This window comes from Pseudomonas farris (assembly GCF_019145235.1).
In the GTDB taxonomy this organism is placed as follows: domain Bacteria; phylum Pseudomonadota; class Gammaproteobacteria; order Pseudomonadales; family Pseudomonadaceae; genus Aquipseudomonas; species Aquipseudomonas farris.
This window is the reverse complement of record NZ_JAHSTV010000014.1, coordinates 142,525-155,957: the sequence shown is the minus strand read 5'-3', so window position 1 is coordinate 155,957 and position 13,433 is coordinate 142,525. Positions and strand designations below refer to the sequence as shown.

The window sequence follows — 13,433 nt, the reverse complement described above, 5'->3', positions numbered from 1 at the left end:
CGGCTCGTCAGGTCCGGGGCTGGCGCAGGGTCTCGATGGTAGCGATCAAGTCATCGTAGGAAACCGGTTTTCCAATGTGCTGGTTAAAACCTGATTGACGGGCCTTTTTAATGTCGCTGCTGGAGCCATAACCGGTCAGGGCAATGGCCGGCACATCCTTGGTGAGCGGCAACTGACGCAGTGCATTCATCAACTCATGGCCGTTCATGACCGGCATGCCCAAGTCCGAAATGATCAGGTCGAAACGGGTGCTCTTCGCCGCGTCCAGAGCGGCCGCCGGACGATCAAAGGCAACGACTTCGGCATCTTCCATTTCCAGCAGCATTTTCAAGGTTTCCAGCACCTCGGCAGAGTCGTCGACCAGCAGGATCGTCAAGCCGCTCAATCTTCCTGACGCCTCGTCGATCGGGGCTGCGGCTTGAGTTTCACCTTCGGCGTGGGCCAGCGGCAAGTAAACGCTGAAGGTACAGCCGGCCCCGATGCCCGGTGAACTCACCTCAACCGTACCCTTTTGTGCTTCGGTCAATTGGCGAACCAATGACAAGCCGATGCCCAGCCCCTCGCGTTGGTGGTTGGTGTGTTGTGTCTCAGCCTGCCCGAACAGGTCGAATACGTGTTCAAGGTTCTCGGCCGCAATGCCGATGCCGTTGTCTTTGACGTCCAGCCGCGCCATGTTCCCAGCCTTGCTCGCGATCAATTGCACGCGGCCATTGGGCGGGGTGAATTTCAGTGCGTTGTTCACCAGATTCCAGATGATCTGCTCCAGGCGTGTCGGATCGGCGTGGACCATCAACGGCTCCGAAGGAACTTGCAACTCAACGGTGGTGCTGTGCCGATCATTGAGAACGACGTCGTGAATATCGCGCAGCACACTGGCCAGATCCATGGCGATCGGTTTCAGTTTGAGCTTGCCGGTACGGACACGGGCGACGTCTAGCAAGTCGTCGATGATCCGTGCCTGGCTACTGACGGCATCGCAAATGGTGCTGACCGCTTTGGCGGCCGGGGCAACCGCTTTGGTCACCGGTAAGCGGCGCAGCAGTTCGGCGTTGAGCTGGATCAGGTTCAGCGGGTGCTTGAGTTCGTGGGACATGACCGCGAAGAACTCATCCTTGAGGTAATTGGTGTTCAGCGTCTCGGCCAGTTGTTGGCTCTGCTCTTCATGCTGGCGTTTGTGACCGGTCAGGTCACGGGCGATTTTCACGTAGCCCCGAAGATGGTCACCGTTGAGCAGGGTGACTTCGCCGCTGCAATAGAAACGGCTGCCATCCTTGCGCAGGTGCCAGCGTTCATCTTCGGATCGGCCATGGGTGCGTGCGGCCTGCAGTTCGGTTTCGGGCACCCCAGTGGCGCGGTCTTCGGCGGAAAAAATGAAGTCGTAATACGCGCCTTCGGCCTCGGCCTTGCTGTAGCCGAAGATCAATTCGGCGCCTTTGTTCCAGCTGGTGATCACACCCTGTTCATCGAGGGTGATGATCGCGTAGTCGCGGGTACTTTCGGCCACCAGGCGCATGCGTTCTTCGCCCAGGCGCAGTTCTTCTTCGGCCGCGCGGCGTTTGGTGATGTCGATGAAGGTCAGCACGGTGCCGTCGATATGGTCTTCGCTGGAGCGGTAGGGCAGCAGGCGGGCGATGTACCAGCGCTTGTCGGTACTGCTGACTTCGCGTTCGATCATGTTCAATGATTCGAATACCTGTGCGGCGTCACCCGCCAGGTCGTCGTAGTCCAGGCGATGCGTGATGTCGAGCAGGGAGCGGCCGGTATCCATCGGCAACATGCTGAAAATGTCGGTGGCGCGCGGGGTGAACCACTTGATCCGCATGCTGCGGTCGACAAAGACCGTGGCAATGTCGGTGGAGGCGATAAGGTTGGTCAGGTAGTCGTTGATCTTGTCGGTTTCTTCGACTTTGGTTTTCAGTTCGTAGTTGACCGTCAGCAACTCTTCGTTGATCGATTGCAGCTCTTCCTTGCTGGTTTCCAACTCTTCGGTGGCCGAACGCAGTTCTTCGTTGATCGCCTGCATTTCTTCGTTGGAGGCTTTCAGTTCTTCACTGGAAATTTCCGATTGTTCAATGGTGTCTTGCAAGTGCAGCTTGGTGCGCTGCAGTTCACGCTCCAGGTTGGACAGTACCTGGCTCTCGGTTTGCAGCAGGGTCATGGCCGTCTGCGAAGGATCGACTTCGACTTCCTCGAAAATCACCAGGACAAAATCGCCGTCCGACTCTTCGTCCTTGTAGGGCTGCACTTCAAGGCTGACCTTGTAACGTCGGTCTTCGCGCTTGAGCGGCACCTCGCGGGATTTGACGGCCACGCCGCTCTGCTGTGCCTGGAACAGCGTGGTGCGGATTTCCAGGCGCAGTTCCGGAAGGATCAACGTCAACAGATTGCGTGACAGCTCACCGCCCACATGCCGCAGGAAACGCCCGGCACTTTCGCTCATGTGCAAGATGTCGGCGTTGGTATCGACGATCATGCTCGGCGGGCCGGAGCGTTCGAGGGCGCGCTGGTGGATGTCGGCGAAGGACAGCTTGCGCTGCACGGTGTGTTGCGGTTCCTGCCGGGAAACGCTGGTGCGCACATAACCACCGCGCGGCACGGTGGGCGTGCGTCGGCTATTGGCGGTGCCGGTCTTGGCGCGGAAGATCCGGTTGCGTTTGTCCACCGGCGTGAACAGCTCATGACAAGCTTCGGCGCTTTCGGAAGAACCCAGGAACAGGAAGCCGCCGGGACGCAATGCAAAGTGGAACATCTGAAGGATTTCGCGCTGTACTTCGCGATCCAGATAGATCAACAAGTTGCGGCAAACGATCAGGTCGATTTGCGAAAAGGGCGGGTCGGACAGCAGGCTGTGTTTGGCAAACAGCACCTTCTCGCGGATTTCCTTGCGAATCCGGTAGTGGTCGTCTTCCTTGATGAAATAGTGCCGCAGACGGGGGGGCGGCACATCCGTGACGATGGCTTGCGAGTACAGACCGGCCCGGCCGAAACTGATGGCGCGCTCGTCGATGTCGGTGGCGAAAACTTGCAGCGAGGCCTGGCTGGCTTCCTGTTGCAGCTGATCGTTGACCAGCATCGCCAGGCTATAGGCTTCTTCGCCGGTGGAACAACCAGCGGACCACACTCGAATTTCTTCTTTCTCAGGCTGCGCCGACACCGCGGCACTGACCAGTTGCGGTATGACATCGCGTTCCAGCGCTTCGAAGGCTTCGCGATCACGGAAGAAATTGGTCACGCCGATCAGCATGTCCCCCAGCAGCGCCTTGGTTTCTTCGGGATTACTTTGCAGGTAATGGTAATAAGCCCCCAGGTCTGGCTGGCCAGTGACCTGCATCCGGCGCTCGATCCGGCGCAATACCGTCGCACGTTTATAGTGCTTGAAGTCATGGCCGGTGCCGGTGCGCAACTGGATCAGGATGTCGTGCAGCATTTGTTCGGCGAGCGCTGCATCACGCTCGGACACCGACGCGAAGGATTGAAGTTCCGGATCGTTGGCGGCGGGCAAGGTGATTTCCCGGGAGTTGTGCCACAGGTCCAGCAGCTTTTGCGGCATTTCCACCACGGGCAACACCAGATCGACCATGCCGGTCTCGATGGCCGCTCGTGGCATGCCGTCGAACTCGGCATCTTCCGGCACCTGGGCGAGGGTGATACCGCCCTGTTCCTTGATGCGCGACAAGCCGACCGCGCCATCGGAGCCGGTGCCCGAGAGCACCAGGCAGAAGGCGCGCTCGCGGTGCACTTGCGCCAGATCGCGGAAAAACAGATCAATCGAGGCGTGGCGTCCCAGCTGTGGATCGTTTTCACCCACTTCAAGGTTGTTGTCATTCAGCGTCAGTCGCTGCGCCGGCGAGATGACGTACACCCGGTTTTTCTCGATCGGCACGGTTTCGGTGACCTGCAAGACCGGCATCCGGGTCGATTCCTGGATGATCTTGTCAGCGATGCTTTGATGGTCGGGCGACAGATGAAGAATGATTACAAACGACATGCCATTGTCGTGAGGCATGTTCTCGAAGAACAACTTAATGGCCTGGAGTCCGCCCGCCGACGCGCCGATGCCTACCACCGGAAAGTCCAGGGTGCTGGGACTCAAGGCCTGTCGCTCGGGAGCCGTGGCCGAAGGCTTGGGGGTGGTGGTCATTTCATTCTGCCTTTGCTGGCGATGTAAAACGCTGTGCATGCAAGCGGGTATAAAAAGCGCGGGTCATAAAACAGAATAATCCCGTTTTTCAATAACCCCTTCAATTATTTAGCGCGCATTTATGGGCCTATATACGTTTTTGACAAGCAAATGCGCAATTGCACTCCTGCTGCTTCAAGGGAACGCGACTACTGGCCGATAACCCGACCAGTCGTTGTCATTTTTACTTCTGACGGCCGGCAACTGGCGTCACGGGTTTATGCGAAATTGCTTGATGGCTTATGGCCTCCCGCTATCATCTGCGCGTCAAAAAGGCCGCGAAGCTGAGCTCGCCCGTGTGGTTGCCTTTGGGTTGTTCTTCTTAATTGCCTGGAAATCTTCGATGCTGTCGTATCACCAAAAGAGTTTTCTGATCGTCGATGATTTCTCGGATTTCCGCAGTTCCGTCAGGTCCATGCTGCGGGAGCTGGGCGTCAAGGACGTCGATACCGCCGATACCGGTGAACAGGCGCTGCGCATGTGCTCGCAGAAGTCCTACGATTTCATCCTGCAGGACTTCCACCTGGGCGATGGCAAAAAGAACGGTCAGCAGGTGCTTGAAGACCTGATGATCGAGAAGCTGATCAGCCATGAAAGCGTGTTTGTCATGGTCACTGCCGAAACCAGCCAGGCCATGGTGCTCAGCGCACTGGAACATGAGCCTGATGCTTACTTGACCAAGCCGTTCAACCGTTCGGGCCTGGCCCAGCGCCTGGAGCGCCTGGAGCAGCGCAAAACCTTGCTCAAACCGATCCTGCAAGCCCTTGACCGGGGCAAACCGGTTGAAGTGCTCAATGCTTGCATCGCCCTGTGCAAACAGGACATTCGTTATTCGCCGCTGTGCCTGCGTTACCGCGCCGATGCGTTGCGCGACTTGAACCAGAACGAAGCGCTGGAGCGTCTCTATGACAGCATCATTGCTGATCGGCCTTTGCCTTGGGCGTTTGCCGGGTTGGGCCAGTTGCTGTTCAAGCGTGGTCAGGTCAGCCAGGCCAAAGGCATTTACGAAAAAGCCCTGAAAGTTTTCCCGATGATGCCGGCCCTCTACGATGGCATGGCCGATGTGCTGGTCGCCGAAGGGGACACCAAGGGGGCGCAGAGAGTCTTGGAAGAGGCTATTCGCCTGTCGCCGCTGGCGGTGCGCCGGCAAGCGTTGCTGGGCAAGCTGGCGATGGCCAACGAGGATTTTGATACCGCCTCCAAAGCTTATCGACAGGCCGTGGCCCAAGGGGCGCAGTCACGTTTCAAGGATGCGGAAAGCAACCTCGGCCTGGCCCATGCCTTGATCAGCAAAGGCAGTGAGAAGGGGCTAGACACCCGGACCCGCCTTGAAATCAACACAACGCTGAGTGCGGTGGCGAAGGAGAATCCTTCCGATCCCGGCTTGCAAATTCGTGCGCGCCTGATGAAAGCCACCAGCCTGCTGCTCAACGATGCTGAAACCGCCGAGAAGCTCACCGAACAGGCGATGATGCGCCTCGATGGCATGGAGCAGTTCATGAGCGCCGAAGCGGCGCTGCTGGTGGCCAAGCAGTTGCAAATGCTCGGGCAGGCGAGTGCCGGCGCTTCGATGCTGAAAAACTGTGCGGAGATCTACGGCGACGATCCGACCGTGATGAAAGGCATCGCCAAGCTGACCGACGACCCGACCATCCTCAACTCCGGCAACGCGGCCGCCGACCTTAACCGTCAGGGCGTGCGGGTGTACAAGACCGGCAACCTGGTGGAAGCCCGGGATGTATTCCGCAAAGCCCTGGCACTGCAGCCGAAAAACATCAGTATTGCCCTGAACATGGCGCAGTCGCTGCTGCATGGCACCGACACCAGCGTGCCGTCGGCCGAACTGGAAGAATGTCGCGCCTGCCTGAAAACCGTCGGCCTGATGCCCGATACCGACGCGCGTTATCCGCGCTACCAGAAACTGAAAATCAAGGCGTTCGGCGAATGATCGACAGCGAACCGTCACTCGACTTTTCCACGGTGATTGCCTCCACCGTGCATGACATGAAGAACTCACTGGCCATGCTGATGCAGGCGCACAGCCAATGGCTGGCGCGCCTGCCCGATCCGGAGCAGCACACCCCGGAGCAGGGCGTGATCGACTTCGAGTTTGCCCACCTCAATGGCATGCTGGTGCAGCTGCTGGGGCTGTACAAACTCGGCGTCAACCAGATGCCGTTGCAACCGGCCTACCATGAGCTGGATGATTTCATTGAGGCGCAACTGGCGGCTCATCAAGAAGTGTTCGCCAGCCGCGGCATTATCGCGACCTATGAAGTGGACCCGTTGAGCCCGCTGGGTTTCTTCGATCGTGAGCTCATTGCCTCGGTGCTTGCCAATTGCATCAACAACGCCATTCGTTACGCCCGCCATGCCTTGTTGATCAGCGTCAGCGACGAGGCCGGGCAACTGGTGCTGACCATCAATGACGATGGCGAGGGTTATCCAGCCGAGATGATCGGGCGTCAGGCCGATTACGTGCAGGGCATCAATCACAGCAGTGGCAGCACCGGCCTGGGCCTGTACTTTGCCGGGCGAATTGCCGCGTTGCATCAGCGCAATGGCGTGGGCGGACGCACAGAAATCAGCAACGGCGGCCCACTGGGCGGCGGCGTGTTCAGCCTTTACCTTCCCTGAATATCTTTTTGTTTGACGCTGCTTGATATTCCGAACAGCCGGAGCCTATTTTGTACGAGTCGCCGTTCGCGGCTCGTACAACAAGGATTGCGTCATGACAACCGATGGCCATCGTTCACTCGCGCAGCGATTGACGGGCATTGATGAGATTGAATGTGTCACGCCGGACCTGAACGGCGTACCACGCGGCAAGGTGATGACCGCCGAAGGATTTCTTGAAGGGCGGCGTTTGCAGATGGCGCGGGGAGTGCTGCTGCAATGCATCATGGGCGGTTATCCGCCGGCGCGCTTTTACGGCAGTGATGATGGCGACTTGGCGCTGGTGCCTGATCCCGCGCAGATCCACCGCTTGCCCTGGAGCCAGCAGCCTCGGGCGTTGGCCATTTGCGATGCAGACGAGCTGACTGGCGAGAGCTCGCCGTTGTCGACCCGCGGCCAACTCAAGGCCGTGATCGCTCGATACGCCGCTCTCGGTCTGGCGCCGGTGGTGGCGACCGAGCTGGAGTTCTTCGTCTTCGCGCCCAACCCTGACCCGACGCAACCCTTCCAGCCACCACTGGGCCTGGACGGTCGTCGTGAGGACGGTCATTCGGCGTTCAGCGTCAGTTCCAATAACGGCTTGCGGCCGTTCTTCAATGAAGTCTACGAATGCATGGCGGCGCTGGGCTTGCCGCGCGATACCTTCATGCACGAGATGGGCGTCAGCCAGTTCGAGATCAACCTGCTGCACGGCGATCCGCTTCTGCTGGCCGACCAGACCTTGTTGTTCAAGCATCTGCTCAAAGAAGTGGCGCTCAAGCATGGCCTGACCGTGGTCTGCATGGCCAAGCCGTTGGCCCACACACCGGGCAGTTCGATGCATATTCACCAGAGCATCGTGGAGATCGGCACCGGGCGTAACGTGTTCAGCGACAAGGCCGGCGAGCCGACCGCGACCTTCCGTCATTTTATCGGTGGTCAGCAGGCCGGCCTGGCGGATTTCACCGCGCTGTTTGCGCCGAACGTGAACTCCTATCAGCGCCTGTGCCATCCTTTCGCATCGCCGAACAATGCCTGCTGGTCCCACGACAATCGCGCGGCCGGGCTGCGCATTCCGGCCAGTTCACCGGTCGCTCGTCGGGTCGAAAACCGCTTGCCGGGGGCCGATGCCAATCCGTATCTGGCGATCGCCGCGAGCCTGGCCGCGGGGTTGTATGGCATCGAAAACAAACTGGAGCCGAGCGAGCCGATCCAGGGTGAGTTCGTTGTGCCGGATAATCTTTCGTTGCCGTGTACCTTGCATGCCGCTCTCGAACGTCTGAAACGTAGCCAATTGGCGAAGGAACTGTTCGGCAAGGAGTTCATCGAAGGCTACATCGCTTCGAAGACCATGGAGTTGACCAGCTTCTTTGATGAAATTACTCCCTGGGAACGGCGTGTTCTAGCAGCCCAGGCCTGACGACCCGTCGCCGTCGGGCTATCGTTTGTCGATAGCCCGATACTCACTGCAAGGAGCCGCTCGGAAAGCCGATGCGCCAAATCTTGAAATCTTTTCGGGGGCTGTATTTCGCCTCGCTGATGATGTTGATCGGCTCGGGCCTGTTGAGTACTTACCTTGCCCTGCGCCTGGCGGCCGATAACGTCGACAGCCTGTGGGTCGGTGCGTTGATGGCAGCCAACTATTTCGGCCTGGTGCTGGGCGGCAAGATCGGCCACCGGCTGATTGCCCGGGTCGGGCATATTCGAGCTTATTCAGCCTGCGCCGGGATCGTTGGCGCGGCAGTGCTGGGCCATGGCTTGGTGGACTGGTTGCCCGCGTGGTTGTTCCTGCGGGTGATCGTCGGCCTGGGCATGATGTGCCAGTACATGGTGATCGAAAGCTGGCTCAATGAGCAGGCAGAAGCCAAGCAGCGTGGCGTGGTGTTCAGCGGTTACATGATCGCCTCGTACCTGGGGTTGGTGCTGGGTCAACTGATTCTGGTCATGCATCCGGGCCTGGGCTTGGAATTGCTGATGCTGGTTGCCCTGTGCTTCGCCCTGTGCCTGGTGCCGGTGGCCTTGACGCGGCGGATTCACCCGGCGCCTTTGCACCCGGCGCCGATGGAGCCACGATTCTTCATCAAGCGTGTGCCGCAGTCACTGAGTACGGTGTTGGGTTCAGGTTTGATCGTCGGTTCGTTCTACGGTCTGGCGCCGCTGTATGCCTCGCAGCAAGGGCTGTCCACCGAACAGGTCGGTCTGTTCATGGGTAGCTGCATTTTTGCAGGCTTAGTGGTGCAGTGGCCGTTGGGTTGGCTGTCGGATCGCTATGACCGGGCGCTGTTGATCCGCTGCTTCGCGTTCAGCCTGGCGCTGGCTGCGTTGCCGCTGGCAATCATGCAGCAGGTGCCGCTGGAGGTGCTGTTCATCGCCGGGTTTTTCTGTTCGTTGGTGCAGTTCTGCCTGTACCCGTTGGCGGTGGCATTCTCCAACGACCACGTCGAGGGTGATCGCCGGGTGTCGCTGACGGCGATGCTGCTGGTGACCTACGGTGTCGGCGCGAGTATCGGACCGCTGGTGGCCGGGGTGTTGATGAAGCTATTCGGCAGTCAGATGCTCTATGCCTTCTTCAGCTTCTTCGCCCTGGTGCTGGTGTGGCGAATCCGCCCGAAAGCGGTCACCAACCTGCATCAGGTAGACGATGCTCCACTGCATCACGTGGCCATGCCGGACAGTATGTCGAGTTCGCCACTGGTCGCTTGTCTTGACCCGCGAGTCGATGAGCAGGTGGTGCAGGATCAGATGCAGAACCCGGTCAACCCGGAAGCTGATTTCAATCCGGATGCCGAGCCCGAATCAGAAGTTGAAACAGAAACAGAAACAGACTCGGAATCAGAAGACCCTGACACGGGGCGCGAGCAAAGCTTTACCGAAGCGAGGCCTTGATCAAGGCATAAAAAAACGGGCAGTCACCGCAAGGGACTGCCCGTTTTTTATAGGGGCGGCGAATCAGAAATCGTCTTTATCGAAGCGCCGCGCTTCGCGCTGAAGCTGATAGACGAACCGCTCGACCTGCCGCTGCACCAGGCCGCTCATGTTGTGAAAACGCACGCCGGCGAAGGTGGTGTTGATCTTCTCTTCGAAGTGCAGGTAACGCAGTTCGACCGGTGCCGTCATGCTGCCGAAGGGCAGGGCGGCGACGAAGCGGTCGTAGACCTGGCCCAGTTGCAGGCTGGCGGTGATGTCGCCCTCGAAGCGTAACTTGCAGCCGGTGGCTGAGATGTCTAGCAGTTTGCCGCTGACGGGCGACTTGAGTTTGTCACCCCCCAGATCGACATTGACCAATTGCGCCAGCTTCAACGCAGCGCGGAAAGCATTGCGGCGCTGGTGGTAAACCACCTCATCGGGCAGCGCGCCACGGTAGCAACGGCCATCGCCGGATTCGTCGATGGTCAGCGGGCCATTGCTTTCCCAGGCGATGCGTACACCGTCGTGAAAGCCTTCGACCTTGAACGGCTCGCCGGCCAACAAAAAGCGTTCGCCGTCGCGGGGGATCATTTCGTCCAGGGCGATCATGTTGCTGTCACGGTCGATGTCCACCAGATAACTCTGGAAGCGCTGGCTGCGCTCATGGAACGTGATGATCAGCGGGTCATGGCTGTCTTGCAGCTGACGCAGATTGCCGGAGATTTCCAGGGGCGTGGTGAGCACCTTGGGTGGCTGCGGAGCATCTTCCGCGTTTAAGGCATTGAACACGGGGCATCAATCTCCAGACAAATATGACTACTGGCTAGCATTCTGCCAGCATGTTTCGCGTCTTGATAGAGCGTGCTCATTGAAAGGCTCAAGCCTGACTGAGCGGGCGTGGTTTTGCGAGTTTGGAGGTTGAACCGCGGGCATCATAGAGCGCTGGTGGCTCGCCGCCGGTGAGGATTTTCAGCTGGTTGGCCGTGGCGGCCTGCTGCACCAGAATCGACTGGCCATTATTCACGTTGGCGGCCTGGCACTGGGCCAGGAGGTCGGTCAGCACGTCGCTCTGTGCCAGCAACTGGTCGCCAATGCTCGAATGGCTGGCAAGTTGCTCCAGGCCCTGACGATTGGGCGGCAGGTTGAGGCTGGCGAGGATTTCACTGCGCTTGCGGCCATGCTGCTCAAGCAAAATGATCAATGCCTGTTTCTGCGCCAGAATCTCTTCAAGCAGTGGCATGTCGCGACCGTGCAGCGCGAGGGACTCGGTTTGCAGCAGCTCCAGCAGGTGTTGCGCCGGGGCAAAGTCGTCGATGATCAGTTGCAGTAAATTAGTGTCGTGCATGGCTGGCCTTGGGTTTTAAGCGTCCAAAAGCCTGGCGCGGGCCGTGGCCTAGCGCTGGGCTTCGAAGTTGAGCAGTTTGCTGGCTACACGGTTGCTGTCGACTTTATAGCTGCCATCGGCAATCGCTGCTTTCAACTCGGCCACGCGGGCTTTGTCGACGGCAGGCTGATCGCGCAGCTTGTCAGTGACCTTCTGCAACTGCTGAGCCTCATTGCTGAGGTGTACCGACTCCCCGCTTTTGGTGGTACCAGCCTGTTCGGCCGGGGTATTCAGCGGCGCGGATTGGCCGGCTTCGGCGGTTTCCTTCGCAGCGCTGGTACGTGTACTGCCCGTAAGTGGCGAGGAGCTGTTTAAACGACTGAAATCGATGACCATGACAAAAAACCTCTGGGTATTTGGACGCTTGCCATGTTTTCGGCTCTCCCCCGGAAAACTTTAGGCCCATTTATCAATGAGCTTGCATGCGCCAGCGCGTGTCCTGCATGCGGCACAGTTTAGGGAACAGGCGAGTAGTGCGCCATTTTTTCACGAACAGAGATCCTTACATGGCCACTTCCACCTGGCCGGGCGCGGTAACTTGCGCCTTGATGACCCGCTGGGAGTTAAGGTTTTTCACGCGAATCTGTTCGCTCATGCCGCCGTTGGACAGCGCTTCACCCGGCATACGTACACTGAGCGTACCACTGCGGGCGGTAATCACCACCTGATCGCCCTTGCGAATCACTTCCGCCTGTTCGAGGTGCACCAGGGTAATGACCTGATCGGCGACCATTGGTCGGGTAAGTTTTTGTCCGATCGCCTGATCGACGGAGGTCAGAAAACCCTGATTTATCAAGCTGATATCGCGCTCGCGCAGGGTCACGTCCTGCGGTTCGATAATCCCTGTTCGTTTGAGCGGACGGGTGGTGGTCACGATGTCGCGAAACAGCCGTACTTGAGCGGGTACGAAGACTGTCCAAGGGGAAGCGCCCTCGCAGCGAACCTTGACCGTGACCCGGCCCAGAGGCCTCGCCGGGCTCTCAAGGGTGGCTGTCAATTCCTTGTCGCACATGGGCATGCGCAGGCGCGGATCGAGTTGGTTGACCTCGATCTCATAGCGTCCTTGCGTTTGACTCGTCGCCAGATAGTCTTCTACGGTGAATTCAAGAAAGCCCTGAGTGACGCCGATAAGCATGTCAGGCAAGGTAACCGCGTCAGCAAGGGCAGGGCTGCCAGCGTTGAACAGGCAAGCGGCCGACATTGCGCAGAGCAATCTGCGACAGGTTAGTGTCAGGTGTCGGAAAAATGTCGGTTCTGTGTTCATAAGAGTTAAAAAGCAAGCGCCGTGCCGTTTAGTGATGAATGTGCGTCGCAACACACTTAGCGTTGGTGTAGGAGTCTGGGCATGGCTGGTGTAATGGATTCGGTGAACCAGCGCACGCAACTGGTAGGGCAGAATCGCCTTGAGCTGTTGTTGTTCCGTCTTGACGGCCAGCAGCTGTATGGGATCAACGTGTTCAAGGTTCGCGAGGTGCTGCAATGCCCCAAGCTGACCCTGATGCCCAAGTCCAGTCCTGTCGTGTGCGGTGTGGCGAATATTCGGGGGGCGACCATTCCGATTCTGGATCTGGCGATGGCGACCGGTTCCGGAGCGCTGAAAGATCAAAGCAATCCCTTCGTGATCATCACGGAGTACAACACCAAGACCCAGGGTTTCCTGGTTCGGTCGGTGGAGCGCATCGTCAACATGAACTGGGAGGAGATTCATCCGCCACCCAAGGGCACCGGGCGCGATCACTACCTGACGGCGGTGACTCGGGTCGACAATCAGCTAGTTGAAATCATCGACGTCGAAAAGGTGCTGGCGGAAGTGGCGCCGACGCCGGAAGCGATTTCGGTGGGCGTGGTGGATGTCGAGACTCAGCACAAGGCGTTGTCCTTGCGGGTGCTGACGGTCGATGACTCATCGGTGGCGCGCAAGCAGGTGAGCCGTTGCCTGCAAACGGTCGGAGTCGAAGTGGTGGCGTTGAACGACGGTCGGCAAGCGCTGGATTACCTGCGCAAGCTGGTCGACGAGGGCAAGAAGCCGGAAGACGAGTTCCTGATGATGATCTCCGACATCGAGATGCCGGAGATGGACGGGTACACCCTGACGGCCGAAATCCGCAACGACCCGCGCATGCAAAAGCTGCATATCATCCTGCATACTTCGTTGTCGGGTGTATTCAATCAGGCGATGGTCAAGAAGGTCGGTGCCGATGACTTCCTGGCCAAATTCCGTCCTGATGACCTGGCATCCCGGGTAGTCGACCGGATCAAAGCAGCAGATAACAGCTAGGGGCCTTTTGCCCCTGGCGGTCAACACGA

Annotated in this window: 10 protein-coding genes; 5 read left to right on the top strand and 5 right to left on the bottom strand. The window is 58.8% G+C overall.

The window, feature by feature from the left end; genetic code table 11:
- Positions 1 to 7 precede the first annotated feature (7 nt).
- Entirely contained in the window at positions 8 to 4,141 is a 4,134-nt protein-coding gene (locus tag KVG95_RS26050) for a CheR family methyltransferase (RefSeq protein ID WP_217858432.1), read from the bottom strand.
- 382 nt (positions 4,142 to 4,523) lie between these two features.
- Here KVG95_RS26050 and KVG95_RS26045 point away from each other — a divergent pair, with 382 nt between their 5' ends.
- The 4 genes from KVG95_RS26045 to KVG95_RS26030 all read left to right on the top strand — a co-directional run bounded on the left by KVG95_RS26045 (position 4,524) and on the right by KVG95_RS26030 (position 9,721).
- Positions 4,524 to 6,128, top strand: coding sequence for a tetratricopeptide repeat-containing response regulator (locus tag KVG95_RS26045; RefSeq protein ID WP_052966588.1), 1,605 nt, complete (start codon positions 4,524 to 4,526; stop codon positions 6,126 to 6,128).
- Positions 6,125 to 6,817 carry a sensor histidine kinase gene (locus tag KVG95_RS26040; protein ID WP_217858431.1) on the top strand — a complete coding sequence of 231 codons (693 nt, stop codon included), beginning with the start codon at positions 6,125 to 6,127 and terminating at the stop codon, positions 6,815 to 6,817. Before KVG95_RS26045 ends, KVG95_RS26040 begins: the two co-directional genes overlap by 4 nt.
- 196 nt (positions 6,818 to 7,013) lie before the next feature.
- Positions 7,014 to 8,255, top strand: a complete 1,242-nt coding sequence (locus tag KVG95_RS26035) for a glutamine synthetase family protein (RefSeq protein ID WP_201121232.1) — start codon at positions 7,014 to 7,016, stop codon at positions 8,253 to 8,255.
- A gap of 71 nt (positions 8,256 to 8,326) precedes the next feature.
- Positions 8,327 to 9,721, top strand: coding sequence for an MFS transporter (locus KVG95_RS26030; protein WP_217858430.1), 1,395 nt, complete (start codon positions 8,327 to 8,329; stop codon positions 9,719 to 9,721).
- Between the two features lie 63 nt (positions 9,722 to 9,784).
- Here the strand turns inward: KVG95_RS26030 and KVG95_RS26025 are convergent, their stop codons facing one another.
- The 4 genes from KVG95_RS26025 to flgA form a co-directional block, all read right to left on the bottom strand.
- Positions 9,785 to 10,531 carry a flagellar brake protein gene (locus tag KVG95_RS26025; protein WP_217858429.1) on the bottom strand — a complete coding sequence of 249 codons (747 nt, stop codon included), beginning with the start codon at positions 10,529 to 10,531 and terminating at the stop codon, positions 9,785 to 9,787.
- 88 nt (positions 10,532 to 10,619) lie between these two features.
- On the bottom strand, positions 10,620 to 11,087 hold the full coding sequence (locus KVG95_RS26020; protein ID WP_217858428.1) for a flagella synthesis protein FlgN: 468 nt from the start codon (positions 11,085 to 11,087) through the stop codon (positions 10,620 to 10,622).
- 48 nt (positions 11,088 to 11,135) lie between these two features.
- Positions 11,136 to 11,462 carry a flagellar biosynthesis anti-sigma factor FlgM gene (gene flgM, locus KVG95_RS26015; protein ID WP_217858427.1) on the bottom strand — a complete coding sequence of 109 codons (327 nt, stop codon included), beginning with the start codon at positions 11,460 to 11,462 and terminating at the stop codon, positions 11,136 to 11,138.
- A gap of 166 nt (positions 11,463 to 11,628) precedes the next feature.
- Entirely contained in the window at positions 11,629 to 12,390 is a 762-nt protein-coding gene (gene flgA, locus KVG95_RS26010) for a flagellar basal body P-ring formation chaperone FlgA (RefSeq protein ID WP_217858442.1), read from the bottom strand.
- An 81-nt stretch (positions 12,391 to 12,471) separates the two neighbouring features.
- Between flgA and KVG95_RS26005 the strand changes: the two genes are divergently transcribed.
- Entirely contained in the window at positions 12,472 to 13,404 is a 933-nt protein-coding gene (locus KVG95_RS26005; RefSeq protein ID WP_052966596.1) for a chemotaxis protein CheV, read from the top strand.
- Positions 13,405 to 13,433: the final 29 nt, after the last annotated feature.